Here is a 19,602-nt window from a genome sequence, read left to right as displayed (position 1 = left end):
TTTTTTAATAAATAGAAGTCCCCTTAATAATAAAACATGATAGAAACTAATATTTCGTTTAATGGAATATAGCAGTGATATTAAAATAAACACATCAATCCTTCTTCTGGTTATATTGATCAGTAGTTGGGCTTGTGACCAAAAGGATTACCACAGCGTGGAAGAAAATCCGATATTAAGTTTGCTGGAACTGGAAGGGACAAAAATCGATACCATCGAAATGGCTACTAATGTATGGGAATATGGCTTCAGATTTACTCCATTGAAACCGGGAGTCATCAGCAAAATTGGAATTAAATTGCCTCGTGTTGGTCATTTCCGGGTGAAGTTTTATAATCTGTATTCAAAGAGTTTAATTACAGAATTGGACATTGAATCCAAATCGAAGCATCAGGAGTATTATATACCAGTGAACGATCAGCGTATATTCCCTGGAAGAGATTATGGGATAAGTATTGTTGCGGATGCATTTTATAAAGTTAGAAATGCAGATTTTTCAGCGATCATATTCCCGAGAATTGTTGGAAATATCCAAATAATTTCCTTTAATGAAATGCCTTGTGGTATCACAGGATGTCCTGATTTTCCGGATAACTCAAACAGTAACAACATTGCTCCCTGCGTTACTTTAGGATATATCGGTGATGAGTAATCAGAGTAAAGCTGCCTTTAAATGAAAATATGTTTTTTGGCTACTTGATTATATTTGGAGATCATGTAAACTCCATTTAACCTGAAATGAAAGGGGTTTCAACATGTTGAAGAGAATTGAGTATGAATATTTCAAAAGCACTTGTGGTTATTATATTTTGTTTCTGTTCCGGATTAGCGTGTCAGACTATCGATACATTAAGCATTGTCCAGAGAATAGATAGTTTGTTAATAAAAACCAGGGATCATGTTTCCCATATGGAGTATGACCAGGCCTTGCAGGATTGTAAAAGGGCAGAGGATTATGCTGAAAAATACTTAGGAAAACATTCCATCGCTTATGGAAATGTATATTTTCAAAAAGGACGGATAAATCGATTTAAAGGAAATTACATTGAGGCAGAGTCCTGCTATATTTTATCGAAAAATATCCGGGGTAGTTTGCTGGGAGAAAACCATCCGGATTATGCATGGAGTTTGAATAATTTGGGCGCTATATATCTTGAACTGGGCAGATTCGATTTAGCGGAGGAGTACTACTTACGAGCGAAAAGTATTCGCGAAAGTGTTCTTGGCTCCTGGCATCCTGATTATAGTGGAAGTCTCAATAATTTGGCAAACCTGTATGTCAAAATGGCGCAATTTGAAAAAGCCGAAAAGTTATATTTGGAATCCAAGGAAATAAGAAAACAAACATCAGGAGCACAAAGCACTGCTTTTGCAAGTGTATTAAACAACCTTGCAAATTTACACATGGTAATGGGCAATTACGATAAAGCCGAGGCCTTTTACCAGGAGGCGATTTCAATATTGAGAAAATGGTCTTCTAAAGAGCAGGCTGAGTTGAATGTAAGCCTAAATAATCTGGCGGCCATTTATTGGGAGATGACCAATTATGAAAGGGCTGAGGAATTATATATTGAAGTCAAATCCATTCGGGAGAAAATGCTTGGAAAGCATCATCCGGATTATGCCAGCTGTCTTAATAATCTAGCCCTTTTGTATCAGGATAAAAGAGATTTCAAGCAAGCGAAAGCTTTTTTCCTGGAATCGAAAATATTAAGGGAAAAAGTGTTAGGAAAGAAACATTTGGATTATGCATCCAGTTTGAGTAGTCTTGCAAATTTTCACCTTCAACTAAATGAATTGGATGAGGCAGAAAATCTCTTTTTAGAATGCAATAAAATCAGAGAAAAAATTCTGGGTATAGAACATCCGGATTTTGCAACAGGGTTAAAAAATCTTGCTTTGGTTAGTATTAAAAGAGGAAAATATGAAAAAGCAGAGGCTTATTTAATCGAAGTTAAAAGAATTTTTGAAGCAGTATTTGGGAAGCAGCATCCGGAAATGGGATCTTGTATAAAAAGTCTGGTTCACCTGTATTGGAATTGGAATAAGTATTCTAAAGCAGTAGATTACTCAGACATGTTGCTTGAGCTAGATAAAGTAATGGCGATCAAAGCAATGCACCATCTATCTGAAAGCGAACTCAATAAATTTCTTATAAAAAATGGGAATCATCAGGCACAAATGCTATCGTTTTTACAGCAACATTGTGAAAAAACTGGCAGACAATCAACAGTTTCAGGTTTGGCTTATGACCGTTTGTTGTTTTTTAAGGGATTTTTATTAAACGCAAAATTACATATAAGCCGATTAGCGCAATCGGATTCTACGATAAGTGAAATATTGAATAAACTCAAAGTAATAGGTCGCCAGCTTTCAGCTGAATATGCCAAACCTATTCTTGCCAGAACAAATGTAGATGTTTTGGAAGCACAATCCAATGAATTGGAAAAAGCTATTTCAAGACATTTGAAGGAATATGATCTGGCCATCCAGCAGACCGGATGGCAGGCAGTTCAAGAGGCCTTGGCGCCGGGCGAGGTATCGATAGAATTTGTGAAGTATCCGTATTATGAAAGAGGTAATTTAACCGATAAAATCATGTATGCGGCTATTGTTTTAAAGGCAAAAAACAAAACAGAAAATCAACCGATTTTTGTTCCATTGTTTGAAGAAAGTTCACTGGACAGCCTGTTTCAAAGTAAAGCTAGTCGTAAAGCTGATTACGTGAATCAAATTTATACTCTTGCCAATCGCGGTGCGCATACCAATCAAGAACGCGGTCGGTCTTTGTACGAACTCATCTGGAAACCCCTTGAAAAAGAATTGGAAGGGGAAAAGACAATTTATTTTTCTGTTACTGGACTTTTACATCGCATTCAAATGGGAGCGATCTCTATCAATGAAAATGAAATGCTGGCTGACCGCTATCAATTAAGGAGTATGAACAGTACCCGTCAATTGGTTATCCCTGAGTTAAAAAACCGAACAGGACAAACGGCCTTGTTGTTGGGTGGATTAATATTTGATCTGGATTCTTTGCAGTTTAGTTCAAAAAACTTGATTGTAAGTCATAGCAATACATCCAATCGATTTGCCAATATAGATTCCACTCTGAGAGGGGGAAGCTGGAATTCCTTGCCGGGAACTGAAAAAGAAGTAAAAGCCATACATCAGATTTTTTTAGGTGTAGGAATGCAAGCACAATTAAAAACCAAAAATGAAGCTACGGAGGCTTATTTCAAAACTTTGGGAATTCAAAGTCCATCACCTAATTTTCTTCATATAGCGACACATGGATATTTCTTTCCGGATGCCCAAAAGGAAGTTGGCAATAATGAGCCCATATTTAAAATGAGCGAGCATCCAATGTTGCGTTCAGGCTTGATTTTATCCGGAGGTAATGCTGGATGGCAAGGCAAACGACCGTTAGGTGAAGGTGAAGATGGAGTGTTAACTGCCTATGAGATCAGTCAGATGAATTTATCAAATACCGAACTTGTTGTGCTCTCTGCCTGCGAAACCGGACTGGGAGACATCCAGGGCAACGAAGGCGTGTACGGTTTGCAGCGTGCTTTTAAAATCGCCGGAGCCAAATACATTATTATGAGTCTGTGGCAGGTCCCCGACAAACAAACTTCGATGCTGATGATCACATTTTACAAGAAATGGCTGGAAGCCGAAGGTTCGCCAACCGGCGAAAAGAAGATGTCGATACCGGATGCATTTCATGCGGCACAAAAGGAATTGCGGGACTTAGGATTTGATCCATATCAGTGGGCTGGGTTTGTTTTGATAGAATAGACTTTACGTAAGCCTCAAAATCAAGCTCGGCGGAGCTCGCTGTGGAAAATTTGGTATGTCTAAACAATGCAAAAAACTACTGTTAAATCCGCACACTCACACCCACACCCACTCTCATGCTGGATTCGGGCCGGTTTTGTATGAATTGAATAAACTCCGTTTTTGTGAAAAATTAAAACTTATGATTAATTTTATTCAAATATTTGAATAAATCTTAAACTTTTAAATTTCGTTTATCTTTTATTTTCAAGTTCCAGAGAGTCTTGAGATGCAAAGTATATTTACAAAACAATTACAAGAATTATAATGATCAATAAATTTTTAGTTATTTTTCTGACGACCCCAATTTGGGCTTACACACAAGAGCAGGACACCTTCATCGTTAAACAAATAGATAGCCTCATTAAGGTGAGCCGGGGATTTACCGGGAAAGGGGATTTTGACAATGCCTGGAGCGTACATCAACAGGCAGATTCTTTGGCACACAATTTTTTGGGAGAACATTCAGCAGGTTATGCTGCTTCTTGTTTTAATAAGGGCAGGATCTTGGATTTTATGGGAAAGTTTATTGAAGCGGAGGAATGGTATTTGAGATCTAAAACCATTCGCGAAAAAGTATTGGGGAAAGAACATCCGGATTATGCGTGGAGTCTGAATAATCTGGCTGCAATTTATAAGGAAATGGGGAGATATAGAGAAGCTGAAAAATTGCATCTGGAAGCGAAAACTATTAGGGAAAATTATTTTGGAAAGGAACACCCGGATTATGCCTCAACTCTGAACAATATGGCGGCTCTGTATTTTTCGATGGGCCATTTGGAAAAAGCACAAATCCTGTATCAGGAGTCAAAATCTATTTGGGTAAAATTGTTCGGTACAAATCACCCATACTACGCTTCCTGTATTAACAATCTGGCAGTTTTGCACAAACATCTGGGTAATTATGAAGAAGCTGAAAAATTATACAGGGAAGCTATTCAGATCAGAGAACAAGTCTTTGGGAAGCAACATCTGGAGTATGCTCAAAGTCTGAACAATTTGGCTATATTATATGAGGCTATGGCTAATTTTGTAAATGCAGAGAGTCTTTATCAAGAGTCTGGACAAATCAGACTCCAGGTTTTTGGGAAAGAACATCCGGAATATGTTCAAAGCCTTCACAATATGGCTTTGTTATATTCTCATACCGGGCAACTGGAAAAGGCTGAATCTCTCCTGGAGGAAGTGACGACACTTTTTAAAAAAGCTCTTGGTCTGATCATCCGGATTATGCGGCAAGCCTTAATAATCTGGCTTTAGCACTTGCTCGGCAAAATAAATATCAACGGGCCGAATTATTATTCTTAGAAGCTCAAAGTATTGAAGAAAAGAAATTGGGTCCCGAACACCCACAATTTGCAAATAGTTTATATACCCTTTCGACGCTCTATCTGGCAATGGGCGAGTTTGAAAAATGTGAGGCCAGCTTATTAAAAACGCAGATGATCAGAAGAAAAGTATTGGGAAATGAACACCCTGATTATGTTCAGACTCTCCGTATGATCGCTGAACTTTATACAAAAACAAATAAAACTGAAAAAGCTGAAGCAGTATATGCGGAAATATCAATATTGGATTCTAAACTATTGGGCAAAGCTGTATATCACTTGTCAGAACGGGAGTTAGCTAATTATATGAATATTTTTTCTAAAAGTGTAAACGATCAATTTTGTTTTAATCAGATCGCACCCTCGGAACACATAAATGCTGTAAGTTTTGACAATATTATATTTCAGAAAGGTTTTCTGATGCAAGCTGCCGCTCATTTAAGAAAATTATCCGATTCAGATGGAACCTATTCCGAATCGATATCCGAACTCAGAGCTATGCACAGATCCCTCGGCGACCTTTATTTGCAACCTCTTGCAGAGCGGGACTCCAACCAGATTGCTCAAATTGAAAGTCAGATTGAACTTAGAGAAAAGGAATTAGCCAGATCTATGAAAGATTATGGAAATGTAACCAAACAGATCAAGTGGCAGCATGTGCAGCAGAAATTAAAACCAAACGAAGCCGCACTCGAATTTATTCAATATGAATTTAATCAAGCGAACGAAAATTCTGATAGTTCGTTTTACGCAGCGTTGATTCTTTTACCCGGCAATTCATTTCCGAAATTTGTGCCTCTTTTAATGAAACAATGATCTTGAATCTGTTAAATACTCATTCAGAAAAGAAAGCAGATTATGTGAATCGATTGTATAATCTGACAGACAGGGGTGCTCGTGCAAATGATCAGCGACCAATAAGTTTATATGACATCTTGTGGAAACCGATGGAGCATCATCTTCAGGACATTAAGAAAATATATTATTCTCCGGTAGGTTTATTACATCGGATCAATATGGATGCACTACCCATAACTGATCAGGAAAGTCTGGGAGATCGGTTTGATTTGATACGTTTAAACAGCAGCAGACAATTGGTTTTTCCAATCCGTAAAAGAGGAAAGTCTAACGGCAGTATTGTTTGGAGGAATTCGTTACGATCCCGATACGTTTTCAACAGATTGGAAACAAAATCTGGCTTTGAGATCGAAACAAGATATCAACACAAACCAAAAGACTTCATACGAAAGTTTTTGGAATTATTTACCAGGAAGCGAACGCGAAGTCATGGCAATTGAAAACATTCTAAAAAGTGCAGGATTAATTCCTGATTTAAAAATCGATACCAGTGGATCTGAACATCAATTTAAGAAGTTGGGTGAAATGGGTGCGCATTCTCCCCATATCATTCATCTGGCTACACACGGATATTTTTATCCTGACGTGAAAAGAAGAAATGATTATTTGCTGTCATCAATGGGAAGCCATGAATCACCATTCAAAATGAGTGAGCATTCCATGTTGAGATCCGGGTTAATTTTAGCTGGTGGTAATGCCGGATGGCATAGCGAGCGTTCGTTAGTTTCCGGCGAAGATGGAGTGTTAACCGCTTACGAGATCAGCCAAATGAATTTAAGTAATACGGAGCTCGTTGTATTATCGGCATGCGAAACAGGTCTTGGAGACATCCAGGGCAACGAAGGCGTGTATGGTTTGCAGCGTGCTTTTAAAATCGCCGGAGCCAAATACATCATCATGAGTTTGTGGCAGGTGCCCGACAAGCAAACATCATTATTGATGACCACTTTTTATAAGAAATGGTTAGAACATAAGATGACCATTCCGGAAGCATTTCGTGCCGCACAGAAAGAATTACGCGACATGGGTTTTGACCCATACCAATGGGCTGGATTTGTATTAATTGAATAATCACACACTCACACCCACACACATGCCGGATTCGGGCTGGAATTGTTTTGATCGAATAGACTTCAAGTAAGCCTCAAAATCAAGTTCGGCGGAGCTCGCTTGCCCCATCAGTACTGATGGGGCTGAATTCGGGTGGGGTTTGTTATTATCGAATAGACTTTACGTAAGCCTCAAAATCAAGCTCGGCGGAGCTCGCTTGCCCCATCAGTACTGATGGGGTCGGTTCCTTGCGTCGAAAGCCACTTCGTGTGGCTTTCTCCTTGCTCACACCCACACCCACTCTCATGCTGGATTCTCGGTTCGCTGTGTCGAAAGCCATTTTGTGTGGCTTTCTCCTTGCTCAAATCGAAAGCAGCTTTGTTTGCCTTTCTTTGTGCTTAAATTCTCGACCAGTATTTATGGGGCATAATTCGCGTAGGATTTGTGATAAAAGAATGATGAATCCGTTGTGTATGATCTATTCATTTATGAAAAGTTATATGAGCGCTTTAAATTATTTTTTAATTTTGACCTCAACCCTGGTTGGCCAGAAAAATAGTTGTCAATTTCCATACGACCATAAGTATTTATCATGCGGAATATTCTATTCGTTGCTTGTTTTTTGTTTGAATGCTGCTTGTTTTCACAAAATTTGGATTCAATTCAGATTGAAAGTCGGGTAACATCCCTTATCGACTCCTCAAAATTTTATTTAAAAAATGACGATCGCAACAGAGCATTCGCCAAACAAAAAGAGGCGCATCAACTTATACTCGAAAAATTTGGCCCTAGATCAAACAGGCTTATTTATAGTTTGCAACATTTAGGAAATATTTATTTTAAAACCCATGATTATGAAAATGCGGAACATACCTTTCTCGAGGCGCTTGATTTGTGTACGACCTCGAAAGGAAAAGAACATCAACAATGTATGACTATACTTAATAATCTTGCTTATGTCCATACCACCGCAGGAAATCTGGATAAAGCAGAAATACTTCATCTTGAGAAAAAGGCCCTTCATGAAAAGAATGGAGATACCTTAAGTATGAGTTATACCAGTACGCTCAATAACCTGGCTATAACTTATTTTTTTGGAGGAAAGTATGAGAAGGCAGAAGGACTTTATTTAAAAACATTGGCTCTTCGCGAAATTTTACTTGGGAAAAATAATCCGGAATATTGTGGGGCACTTATCAATCTCGGAGGATTGTATTCTGATATGGGAAAGAATGATTTGTCAGAGCCACTATGGCTTGAGGCTAAAACGATTTTCGAAGATAGTCTGAAGAATTTCGATCACCCGTATTATATAAATTGCCTCAACAATCTTTCTGCTTTTTATTTTTTAATAGGTTCTTATGAGAAGGCAGAATCGGGTTGGGAGCAGCAATTGAATCGTTTTCAGGAATCCGGAGATACCATGAATCCCGAGTATACATTCACATTAGCAAATGTGGCGGAAATATATAAACTAAAAGAAGAAGCGGAACGGGCGGAATTCACCTGGAAAAGGGCACTACGGATCACGGAGAAATTGTTTGGACTTGAGAGTGAGCACTATGCCGGTCTGTTGACAAAGCTGGCTTCTTTATATTTGGAAAAGGACAATTTAAAATCTGCTGAAGAATTGATAGTTCATGCCGATCAAATATTGCGTAAGAACACTCAATCCAGCCCTACTACATTGCTCGCGAACCTCGCTTTTATGGCGGATCTCTACCAACAGAAAGGGGAGAACGAAAAAGTGGAATTGGTTTTAAATGAGTACAAAGAACTTTGTTTAAAGTACCTCGGTCGAAAAACTGATTATTATTCTCATATCATGTTAAGCCTTGGAGTTCATCATGCAGAAATGAAACGGGGAGATAAAGCCGCGTTTTGTTTTGAAGAATCTTCGGAAATTGACCGTCAAATTTTATTGAAATCCCTTCATCATCTTTCTGAACGTGAATTGCAAAAATATCTGATCAATTTTGATGTTAAACAATCTAAACTCTTGTCTTATGCCATTCAAACATCAAACCCATTAACGGATCAGGTCATTTTTGACAATAGTTTGTTTTACAAAGGATTTTTATTGTATGCGGTGAATCAGACAAGGAGATTGGCCTTAGGTCATCCGGAAACTTCCGAGATGTTTGAAAATCTTAAATCCATGGAACGGTTACTCATCCAAAAATATAGTGTTCCTCTTCAGGAGCAGAATGTTACGGAGATTTCAATGCTGGAAATACAAATAAACGATCTTGAAAAAAAGCTGGCAAGACAGATTGATGGATTTGAAAGCGCATTAAGCCAGGTTAAATGGAAGGATGTACAAAAAGCTTTAAACCCGGGAGAAGCCGTAATTGAATTTGTTCGATTCGAAAATTTGGATCGAAAATCAGTTGGCGATCATTTTTATGCAGCTTTGGTGCTAAAACCGGATCTTACAACTCCTAAAACTATTCGCTTATTTGAGGAAGCGGCTCTCGATTCTTTGATGAAATCGAACGAAGGGCGTAAGGCCAATTACGTGAATCAATTATACACCCTTTCGGACAGAGGAGCGAGTGCATTAGAGCCTGAACGTAGATCTCTCTATGAAATTATTTGGAAGCCCTTGGAGCGCGAATTGTCAGATGTGAAATCCATATTTTTTTCACCATCGGGATTGCTGCATCGCATCAGTTTTGCGGCGATTCCTGTGTCCGATACTGAAACGTTAGCGGATCGCTATCAATTGTTTCAAATGACCAGCTCCAGACAGAAAGTGGTGATAGATCAATGGAATTTTAAGCATAACAATGCAATCTTATTGGGTGGAATCAACTATGAACCAGGATAGTACAGAAGTTATGACGGGCTCTATGTTGGCGAGCCGATCAAAGTCAGATGTCGAATTCAATGGAGCTCAGGGTACTACCCGCGGAGGCAGTTGGAATTATCTGTCTGGTACAGAGCGGGAAGTAAATGCAATTGAAAAAATGATGCGTGCATACAGTATTCAGCCAACTTTAGTAAAAGGGTCTGCAGCAACAGAGGAGTTGTTTAAAAATTTCGGAACCGGCGGACAACTATCACCAAGAGTCATTCATCTCGCCACCCATGGTTATTTTTTTCCAGATCCTAAAGGAAAAGTTGGCAGTTCACAGTCGCCAGTTGGCAGTCAGGAGTCTGTATTTAAAATAAGTGATCATCCTATGTTACGCTCTGGATTGATTATGGCGGGCGGCAATGCAGCCTGGCAGGGAAAGCAAACTTTTGATGGAAGAGAAGACGGAATACTTACGGCCTATGAAATATCGCAAATGAATTTATCGAATACTGAATTAGTCGTTCTTTCCGCCTGTGAAACAGGCCTTGGCGATATACAAGGCAACGAAGGAGTGTACGGATTGCAACGCGCATTTAAAATCGCGGGTGTTAAATATTTAATCATGTCTTTATGGCAAGTGCCGGATAAGCAAACGTCAATGTTGATGACTACTTTTTACAAGAAATGGCTGGATGCCGAAGGTTCGGCAACCGGAGAAAAGAAGATGTCGATTCCTGATGCATTTCATGCGGCGCAGAAAGAATTGCGGGAGATTGGTTTGGATCCTTATCAGTGGGCTGGATTTGTGTTGATCGAGTAATCACACACCCACACTCACACTCACACTCATGCTGAATTAGGGCAGGATTTGTATTAATCGAATAATTACACACTCACACTCACACTCACACTCATGCTGAATTAGGGCAGGATTTGTATTAATCGAATAATCACACACCCACACTCACACTCACACTCATGCTGAATTAGGGCTGGGTTTGTGTTGGTGGAATAAACACAAAGAAACCAACCTCATGCCTGATTCAGGCTATATTCATTTTAGCGTTGTAATTATTAAAAAAATTATTTTTACAAACTAGTTGCCTCGCTTTATGAAATACGCTTTTCTATATTTACTGGTATCAACCTTAACTTGTGTTTCTGCCCAATCGGTTGATTCGATTGCAATAAAACAAATTGACAGCCTAATCAAAGTTTCACGTTCGCTTACCGCCAAGAACGATTTTGATAAAGCCCTCGAAGTGAATGCCGCAGCTGAAAAAATCACCCTCGAAAAACTTGGTAAGGAGTCCGCAGCGTATGGAAGCACTAGCTACAACTGTGGAAGGATTTCTTATGCCAAAGGAGATTATCTGGAAGCCGAAAAATGGTATCTGGAATCAAAAGTGATCAGGGAAAAAGTGTTGGGGAGGTTGCACCCTGATTTTTCAATGACACTGGGCAATCTGGCAATACTGTATGAAGACATGGGACAAAACCTGAAAGCAGAGCAGTATTACAGGGAATCCCTTGAATTGCGTCGCATTACACTTGGAGCGAATCATCAGGGGTACAGTGTCAGCCTGAATAATCTGGGTTTGTTTTACCTAAAAATCGGAAAACTACATGATGCAGAACCACTGTTGCTAGAAGCGATGGAACACCGAAGAAGATTATTAGACAGTCTGCATCCAGACTATCAGGGCAGCCTGATAAACCTAGGTTTGCTTTATAGCAAAACCGGACAGTACACTATATCAGAACAATATTACCTTGAGTTGAAAGGCATACTCGAGAACCATAACAAGACAAATCTTCCTGAATATGCAAACGCGCTGAATAGGCTCGCAAGCGTTTACGCCAACATGGCCGACTATAAAAAAGCTGAACCTCTTTTCTTGCAAGCACTTCAAATTAGTGAAAGTACCTTGGGTAAGGACCATGTACAATATATTTCCAATCTGTACGACCTTGGATTGATGTATTTTTACATGGGGAATTATGAAAACGCTTGGCACAATATTCAGCAGGTAGCGGCATTCTACCGCAGGTATGAGTTGACCGAAACATCTGCCTATGTGAAATCCTTGAATGTCCTGGCAAATATTGCCTATTACGCCCGTAATGAACTCGATACCGCCGTGCTGCTCTATAAACAGGTTTTGGCAATTCTGGAAAAAAACGCCGGCAAAGATCAATCGGATTATGCGAGCACTTTAGAAAACCTTGCAAATCTGTACACATACCGTAAGAATTTCGACAAGGCCTTGCCCCTTTTTTTAGAGTCGCTGAAAATCACAGAAGCGGTTCATGGAAAAAATCATCCCTTTTATGCTTTAACGCTGTGCAACCTGTCGCTTTTTTATCAGTCAACAGAAGATTTTCAGCGTGCTGAAACGGGCTTTTGACCTCGTTGCGCATCTTTGGAACAACACAGGGCAGGATCTCATCCAATTATTCTACGACGTTACAATATATTGCGAACCTTTATAAACAGACTGGACAAACAGAGCTGGCGGACTCACTTTATGCCGAACTTTCCGATATCAATAAATTAATGGCGGAAAATGCATTGACCTATCTTTCAGAACAGGAACTGGGAAAATATATCGATCTGTATGTTATTCACAACGATCTGATCTTGTCTTTCGCGTTTCAACATGGAGGAAAGCGGATTCAGTCTGCATGCTTCGATAACAGTCTGTTTTACAAAGGAATTTTGTTGTATGCATCCGACTGGATCAAACAGATAGCGTTGTCAGATACATTGGCCCGAAATACTTACCTTGAACTGCGAAATTGTCAACGTATGCTGGCAGCTCAGTTATCAAAACCAATCGAAGAGGCTGACAGCCAATTTGTTGCCAAATTGACACAAAAAGCCAATACACTTGAAAAAGCACTCTCCAGCATTGCTACCGGTTATTCCGAGCAAAAAAAACAGGTGCGTTGGCAGGAAGTCCGGCAAGAACTCAAATCAAACGAGGCAGTTGTGGAGTTCGTAAGGTTCCGCTATCATCGCAATAGTTTGACTGACAGTATCATGTATGCTGCCCTGCTACTCCAGCCGGGCACCAGCCAACCTGTTTTCGTGGCCCTCTTTGAGGAAAAGGAGGCCGCCACGCTGCTTCAGCGTAACACAGCAACTGACAATTCACCTACTGTTCCGAACTTGTATGCCAGTCGAGGTGTGAAACCCCTTCACGCGCATAACCTCTCCAACTTATACGACCTGCTCTGGAAACCGCTGGAAACGCATCTTAATGGGGTGAAAAGAATCTATTTCTCCCCATCAGGAATTTTGCATCGCCTGAATTTCAACGCCATCCCGACGGCCGGCGGCAACACGTTGTCAGACCGTTTCGAACTGGTTGAAATGGGCAGCACCCGACAGTTGGTCATTCCCACTCAAATAAAAATTGCCAACAACGACGTTATATTATTTGGTGGAATACAGTTTGAAAAAGACAGCGCCCCCCAGAATACTGAACACTTGCTAGTTTCACAATCCGGAGGCGAACTATATTTCGAATTGGTTGATTCTACACTCAGAGGGGGCACATGGAATTACCTTGTCGGCACAGAACAGGAAGTGAATGCGATTGAAAAGATTTTGCAGACTGCGGGTATGAAAACAACTTTAAAAAAGGGATACACCGCAACGGAGGAGGCATTCAAACAGATTGGTGTAAATAATGCTGCTTCTCCTCGAATTTTGCACATCGCAACACATGGCTTCTTCTTTCCGGATCCCAAAAAGATTAGTCAGCAGTCACTAGTCAGTAATCAAACAGAACCCGTGTTTAAAATATCCGATCACCCGATGCTCCGTTCAGGGCTCATCATGTCCGGTGGAAATGCTGCATGGCAAGGAAAGCAAACACCAGAAGGCAGAGAAGATGGAGTACTCACCGCTTACGAAATATCTCAAATGAATTTATCCAATACAGAATTGGTGGTGTTATCTGCATGTGAAACCGGACTCGGAGATATACAAGGCAACGAAGGGGTGTATGGATTACAACGCGCATTCAAAATCGCAGGAGCAAAATATTTGATCATGAGTTTGTGGCAAGTACCCGATAAGCAAACTTCCTTATTGATGACAACATTTTATAAAAAATGGCTGGAAGCCGAAGGTTCGCCAACCGGCGAAAAAAAGTTATCCATTCTGGAAGCATTTCGTGCTGCGCAAAAGGAATTGCAGGATTTAGGATTTGATCCATATCAGTGGGCTGGATTTGTTTTGATAGAATAGACTTTACGTAAGCCTCAAAATCAAGTTCGGCGGAGCTCACTTGCGCCATCAGTACTGATGGGGTCGGTTCGCTCATAAATTGTAATCGGCCACGATTCAGGTGGTAACTTTGCAAAAAAAGAACAATTATAAACAGTTAATCTCTTAGTCCTTTTGCAATTTAATCCTAAATTTTTTGCATCTTTGCATCCTTATTTTTCTTAATAAAATTTTATGAGTTCTTAAACTGAAATTGGGTTTTGAAATTTACTATTCTTTAGATGTGAATGTTACATGAAAAATTATTAAATATGTTTAAGTATCTTTTAACACTGGTTGTTTTGTGGACTATGTATGAAACAGCGGCTAGCCAATCCAAAGGTGTATCTCCACTGTCATCCAGCGACAATCGGCCAGCTTCAAATACGTGGGCTGTGGTTATTGGAATCTCCGATTACCAAGATCCAAATATTCCCGACTTGCGTTATGCCGACAAGGATGCGGAAGCCTTTGCCAATTTTTTTCGTTCTAAAGCAGGAGGATCACTGGATGACGATCACATAAAAATGTTGGTCAATGAAGCGGCAACCGGTGCTCAGATAGCAAATACCCTTGATTGGCTTGTAGAAGTTACAGGAGAGGGAGATCAGGTATATATCTACTTTTCAGGTCACGGTGATGTGGAATCAAAAAGAATTTCAAATCCCGGATATTTACTTGGCTGGGATTCACCATCAAGGGTATATATGGCTGGAGGATCAATAAATGTTCGGGACCTTCAGGATATCATTTCTACACTTTCGGTTGAAAAAAAAGCCAGAGTTGTACTCATCACAGATGCATGTCGGTCCGGAAAATTATCCGGCAGTGAAATTAATGGTGCGCAATTGACAGGTCAAAACCTTGCCAGACAATTTCAAAACGAAATTAAGATCTTGTCCTGTCAGCCTGACGAGTACAGTATTGAAGGCCAGCAATGGGGAGGAGGGAGGGGTGCATTTAGTTACCATCTGATAGATGGCCTGTATGGAATGGCAGACGGAAATTTGGATAATTTGGTTAGTTTGAAAGAATTGGGCCGTTATCTCGAAGACAAAGTGAGCGAAGAAGTAGCGCCACAAAAACAAAATCCCTTATTTGTTGGGAATGTAAGCGAAATAATGACAGGTGTCTTCCCTGATATTTTGGAAGAGTTAAAAAAGGTAGAATTGGAAAAATGAAAATTCTGACAAATACCGAGAGCAAGGGTATAGAAGAAGATGTGCTTGCCAAAGCAGACTCCACGATTGTGAAACTATATCTCTCATTTAAGAGAACCCTTGCAAAGAAACATTTTATCGAGCCTGTTGATGATTGCGCTGAATTTTTTTACAATCAATTGAAAGATCATCCTCAATTGGTAAAATTACATTCCACAATGCGACGCGGTTACGCAGTGGCCCTTCAGGAGGATGCCCAGCAAGTTATGAATACCATGCTCAAAACAGGGTTGACCCAGCAAGTATTGAAAGGCGACAGCGTAGAAGTGATTTATAAAAACTATCCGACCTATATTGAAAGAGCAGCTCAGCTATTAGGCGAAGATCATTATATGTTTAAGCAGCTCCAGGCACGAAAGCTGTTTTTTGAAGGAGTCATGCAATCAGAAAAAACAAAAAAACGAATGGCATTTTACAAAGCACTCGAATGGCAAACCGATATGCCACACGCCATTGCCTATCTTATACCCAGTTTTGAGTCTGATCAGGCTGACTCAGCCATATGGTGTACAAATAAAGCCATGGAGCTGGTACCTTCCTGGGTGGAACCCAATGTATCCTTGGCTAGGTTTTATGTGTCAGCAAAACAATTCGATAAAGCATTAGAAGCTTTGGATTTAGCAGCCAGAGTTGATTCTAACTCAGCCCTTATTCATTATACAAGGGCAGGGATCTTGTTTCAGCAAAAGGATTATGTCCGCGCAGAAAAGGAATTTTTGAATGCCATTGCATCAACAGATGATAATGTTTGTTTTCCGTGTACTCATCAGGGTCTTGGACATCTTTACAACGTTCTGATGCAATTTGATAAAGCAGAAGCAAGTTTATGGAAGGCATTAGAATTAGACTCTACTTTTCATTTAGCTCTTGTGAATCTTGGATCTGTTTATGGCCAGCAACATCAATTCGATAAAGCCGAGGAAGTATTACTTAAAGCATTAAAAATCAAATCTAAACAAGTTTCAGTTTTAATAAACCTTGCAAATATATTTTCCATGACCGGCAGATTAGAAAAGTCCGTCGATTATTATAAACAAGCACTACTTATTGATTCACTACATTCAAGTGCGTATTTTGGCTTAGGCAGGTTGTTCCAGTCTCAAGGTGAATTTGTAAAAGCAGAATATTATTATCTCAAAGTGCTGGGAATAAAACCTGATGATCTGGATGCCATGAATGGTCTTGGATTGGTTTATCAGGAAACCGGACGTAAAGAAAATGCTCTAAATCAATATAAAGAAATTTTGAAACAATATCCGGAATACGCTCCAAGCTGGGTGAACCTTGGAAATATGTATTTTAAATCGGGCGAACTTGAAAAGGCCAAGGAAAGTTATCAAAATGCGCTTAAGTTTCCACGGTCCTTTGCCATGCCTTTTGCTTTGCAAGGCTTAGGTAGTATTGCTATGAAAACAGGGCATACTCAGGAAGCGGAAAACTATTTTGTCAAATCATTAGAATCTGATCAGAATTTTTGGTATGCAAGGTTGGATCTGATTAATTTGTTCTTCTCTCAGAATAAATTGGAAGAGGCAAAAATAGAATTGGATAAAGGGATAAAAGTAAATCCTCTTATCAGTAATTATTATATGCTATACGCTATCCATTCATGGTTGACCAACAAACCACTCCCTCCAAACGATACTGCCTGGGCATACTTAAAGCAAGCTTTTGAAAAAGGTTATAATGATCTGGCAACACTGAATTCTGATGAAAATCTGGAAATATTTCGAAAGGATCCAAGATGGGGGCAATATTTGGATAAATATTTTCCGGACCATCACAAAGACTGAACCGGTCATTTTAATTTTATAGTGTTAAATGAACAGTAAACTAGTATGTATGCACGCATGAAATCATCCCGTTTATCAATGAGGGAGATAATGAAAATTTAAAGTTGCTGATTAACCAAAATGCCACAGCCGGCAAGGTCATCGCAGCCCTTTCCTGGCTTTTAGAAGAAAGTAAAGGCAGAGACCAGGCTTTCATTTATTTTTCCGGACATGGCGATGTGGAAACAAAAAAAAGCGATAGAGGTGGATTCCCAGTTTTTTTGCTGCGTGGAACAATTTAGGTAGTGTGTATTTATCTACTGGAAAATTTGAACAAGCTGAAGAAGTATGCAATAAAGCATTGCAATTGGATTCAACATTAAGTCAAATCTGGGACAACCTTGCAAAAATTTACATGAATACCGGACGCCTCGTGCAATCATAAACTTATTTCAAAAGAGCTATTTCTTTAAACCCGGAGTCTGTGGCAGGTTCCCGACATACAATCCTCCATATTGATGACCACATTTTATAAGAAATGGCTGGAAGCCGAAGGTTCGCCAACCGGCGAAAAAAGCTTTCCATTCCAGATGCATTTCATGCTGCTCAAAAGGAATTGCGGGACTTGGGATTGGATCCCTATCAATGGGCAGGATTTGTATTAATAGAATAATTACACACTCACACCCACACCCACACTCATGCAGGATTCCACACCCACACCCACTCTCATGCTGGATTCCACACCCATGCTGAATTCCACATTCCCGTCTTCACATAGCGTGCAATAAAAGATGCCGGAGCCATCGCAGGAGTACGGGCAGTTTATAAGTTTTGTCAGGATCGGGTATTGGTATTCATATTTTATTTATTTTTATAAGAATTTGATTTTGTTCAAATCAATTTAACGCATTGGCATTTGGTTTGAGCTGATCTTCATAAATCAATTTTTGGATGAACATGATTCGAAATATATTTTGTTTTATTTCTATTTGGCCAACTTTATTGATGGCGCAATCAATCGATTCAATGGCTATTCTGCAAATTGATAGCCTTATAAAAGTTTCCCGTCAATTCACCGCCAAAAGTGATTTCGAAAAAGCCATAGAAGTCAATAATGAAGCCGGGAAAATCGTTTTGGAAAAAATAGGAAAAGAATCGGCTTCATACGGCAATTTTTGTTTCAATTATGGCAGGATTATGCATTTCAAAAGAGAATTCAAAGAAGCAGAAAAATGGTATCTTGAATCTAAATCAATAAGAGATAAAGTATTTGGAAAAGTACACGTTGATTATATGTGGTCCCTAAACAATCTTGGAATTGTTTACAGGGAAACTGGTAGATTTAAGGATGCAGAATCTCATTTGCTCGAAGCAAATTTTTTTCGTGAGAAACTTTTTGGCAAATCACATCTCGAGTATTTGTCAGGATTATCCGCGCTCTTATCCTTATACCGATCATTTGAAAGACTGGATCAGGCAGAAAAGATATGCTTTGAATTCGATTCTATTTGTAAAAATTTTATGGGAGAGGAAAACCTTTACTACGCCGGCAACCTGGTAGATTTAGGAATTATCTACACCAAAAAAGGCTTATACAGCAAGGCAGAACCCCTTTTTCTTAAATCCATTGACTTGCAATTGAAATCAAGTGGTAAGGAGAATGTCATATACAACTGGACATTGAACAATCTTGCACTCCTGTACATGAGAATGGGTCAATTTGAACAGGCTGAACCGCTCTATCTTGAAATTCTTGAAAGGCAGGAAAAGGCTTTGGGCATTTTGCATGCGGAACGCATCAGAACTTTGGATAATCTGGCATTTCTATATGAAAAAATGGGATATTATGAGAAATCTGAAAGCATATGGTTAGAAGTCAATGAAATAGTGGAGAAACTCTATGGTAAGGATGATAAGATTTATGGCAAAAGTTTAGGCAGTCTTGCAGATTTGTATAGCCGTATTGGAAAATATGAAAAGGCAGAACCCCTTTATCAAAATGCGCTAAGCATCATTGAAAAATCGCAGGGAAAGGAAAATTTGGAATATTCCGAAGAATTGAATAGTCTTGCTAATCTCTATTTATTTTTAAATCAACATTTAAAAGCCGAAAATCTATATCTTGAGGTATTGGCAGTTGAAGAGAAGATTGTTGGAAAGGATCGTCAGCAAAGTTCTATAACCTTAGGGAATCTTGCCTTGCTCTATGGAAAAATGGGGCAATATGAAAAAGCGGAACAACTATTCAATAAAGCTATTCCAATTATAGAAGCGAGTCAGGGAAAGGATCATCAAAATTATGCAGATTGTATAAATAGTTTGGGCGCTATATATTTTAAAATGGGCCAATATCAATTTGCTGAATCTTTGTATGTTAAATCCTTAGCCATCATTGAAAAGATTCTTGGAAAACACATCCCAGTTATGCATCTGGTCTTAATAATCTAGGAGTCCT

The 19,602-nt window shown here is 39.4% G+C and carries 15 protein-coding genes; all 15 read left to right on the top strand.

The window, feature by feature from the left end:
* The first annotated feature begins 61 nt into the window (after window positions 1–61).
* Window positions 62–652 carry a hypothetical protein gene (locus IPM34_13075; GenBank protein MBK8956469.1) on the top strand — a complete coding sequence of 197 codons (591 nt, stop codon included), beginning with the start codon at window positions 62–64 and terminating at the stop codon, window positions 650–652.
* Window positions 653–774: 122 nt separating this feature from the next.
* Window positions 775–3,801 (top strand): CHAT domain-containing protein, encoded by a 3,027-nt coding sequence (locus tag IPM34_13070; GenBank protein ID MBK8956468.1) that lies wholly within the window; start codon window positions 775–777, stop codon window positions 3,799–3,801.
* 306 nt (window positions 3,802–4,107) lie between these two features.
* Window positions 4,108–5,100: a tetratricopeptide repeat-containing protein gene (locus IPM34_13065; protein MBK8956467.1), complete on the top strand. Its 993-nt coding sequence runs from the start codon at window positions 4,108–4,110 to the stop codon at window positions 5,098–5,100.
* Window positions 5,101–5,174: 74 nt separating this feature from the next.
* On the top strand, window positions 5,175–5,984 hold the full coding sequence (locus IPM34_13060; GenBank protein MBK8956466.1) for a tetratricopeptide repeat protein: 810 nt from the start codon (window positions 5,175–5,177) through the stop codon (window positions 5,982–5,984).
* Window positions 5,985–5,986: 2 nt separating this feature from the next.
* A complete protein-coding gene (locus IPM34_13055; protein MBK8956465.1) occupies window positions 5,987–6,466 on the top strand; it encodes a hypothetical protein in 480 nt (159 codons plus the stop codon).
* The gene (locus IPM34_13050; protein ID MBK8956464.1) at window positions 6,369–7,097 is read left to right on the top strand and encodes a CHAT domain-containing protein; all 729 of its coding nucleotides are present in this window, start codon (window positions 6,369–6,371) and stop codon (window positions 7,095–7,097) included. Before IPM34_13055 ends, IPM34_13050 begins: the two co-directional genes overlap by 98 nt.
* A 631-nt stretch (window positions 7,098–7,728) precedes the next feature.
* Window positions 7,729–9,906: a tetratricopeptide repeat protein gene (locus tag IPM34_13045; protein ID MBK8956463.1), complete on the top strand. Its 2,178-nt coding sequence runs from the start codon at window positions 7,729–7,731 to the stop codon at window positions 9,904–9,906.
* Entirely contained in the window at window positions 9,893–10,696 is an 804-nt protein-coding gene (locus IPM34_13040) for a CHAT domain-containing protein (GenBank protein MBK8956462.1), read from the top strand. Before IPM34_13045 ends, IPM34_13040 begins: the two co-directional genes overlap by 14 nt.
* Before the next feature lie 292 nt (window positions 10,697–10,988).
* On the top strand, window positions 10,989–12,284 hold the full coding sequence (locus IPM34_13035; GenBank protein MBK8956461.1) for a tetratricopeptide repeat protein: 1,296 nt from the start codon (window positions 10,989–10,991) through the stop codon (window positions 12,282–12,284).
* Window positions 12,281–14,134, top strand: a complete 1,854-nt coding sequence (locus IPM34_13030) for a CHAT domain-containing protein (protein MBK8956460.1) — start codon at window positions 12,281–12,283, stop codon at window positions 14,132–14,134. Before IPM34_13035 ends, IPM34_13030 begins: the two co-directional genes overlap by 4 nt.
* 290 nt (window positions 14,135–14,424) lie before the next feature.
* Complete coding sequence (locus IPM34_13025; protein MBK8956459.1) at window positions 14,425–15,333, top strand: caspase family protein; 909 nt, start codon at window positions 14,425–14,427, stop codon at window positions 15,331–15,333.
* Window positions 15,330–17,165, top strand: a complete 1,836-nt coding sequence (locus IPM34_13020) for a tetratricopeptide repeat protein (protein MBK8956458.1) — start codon at window positions 15,330–15,332, stop codon at window positions 17,163–17,165. The genes IPM34_13025 and IPM34_13020 overlap by 4 nt, the downstream gene beginning before the upstream one ends.
* Window positions 17,166–17,269: 104 nt before the next feature.
* Window positions 17,270–17,446 (top strand): caspase family protein, encoded by a 177-nt coding sequence (locus IPM34_13015; GenBank protein ID MBK8956457.1) that lies wholly within the window; start codon window positions 17,270–17,272, stop codon window positions 17,444–17,446.
* Between the two features lie 5 nt (window positions 17,447–17,451).
* Complete coding sequence (locus tag IPM34_13010) at window positions 17,452–17,589, top strand: hypothetical protein (GenBank protein MBK8956456.1); 138 nt, start codon at window positions 17,452–17,454, stop codon at window positions 17,587–17,589.
* A 563-nt stretch (window positions 17,590–18,152) separates the two neighbouring features.
* Window positions 18,153–19,595 (top strand): tetratricopeptide repeat protein, encoded by a 1,443-nt coding sequence (locus tag IPM34_13005; protein MBK8956455.1) that lies wholly within the window; start codon window positions 18,153–18,155, stop codon window positions 19,593–19,595.
* The last annotated feature ends 7 nt before the right edge of the window (window positions 19,596–19,602 follow it).

The organism is Saprospiraceae bacterium (genome assembly GCA_016716185.1).
In the GTDB taxonomy this organism is placed as follows: Bacteria; Bacteroidota; Bacteroidia; order Chitinophagales; family Saprospiraceae; genus Vicinibacter.
Note: the sequence above shows the minus strand (reverse complement) of the source record. Positions and strands in the feature narration are given on the sequence as shown.

Coding starts and splice junctions, on each gene's coding strand:
- IPM34_13005 (MBK8956455.1), top strand. CDS start 18,153: ATGGCGCAATCAATCGATTCAATGGCTATTCTGCAAATTGATAGCCTT.
- IPM34_13070 (MBK8956468.1), top strand. CDS start 775: ATGAATATTTCAAAAGCACTTGTGGTTATTATATTTTGTTTCTGTTCC.
- IPM34_13035 (MBK8956461.1), top strand. CDS start 10,989: ATGAAATACGCTTTTCTATATTTACTGGTATCAACCTTAACTTGTGTT.
- IPM34_13075 (MBK8956469.1), top strand. CDS start 62: ATGGAATATAGCAGTGATATTAAAATAAACACATCAATCCTTCTTCTG.
- IPM34_13040 (MBK8956462.1), top strand. CDS start 9,893: ATGAACCAGGATAGTACAGAAGTTATGACGGGCTCTATGTTGGCGAGC.
- IPM34_13020 (MBK8956458.1), top strand. CDS start 15,330: ATGAAAATTCTGACAAATACCGAGAGCAAGGGTATAGAAGAAGATGTG.
- IPM34_13025 (MBK8956459.1), top strand. CDS start 14,425: ATGTTTAAGTATCTTTTAACACTGGTTGTTTTGTGGACTATGTATGAA.
- IPM34_13065 (MBK8956467.1), top strand. CDS start 4,108: ATGATCAATAAATTTTTAGTTATTTTTCTGACGACCCCAATTTGGGCT.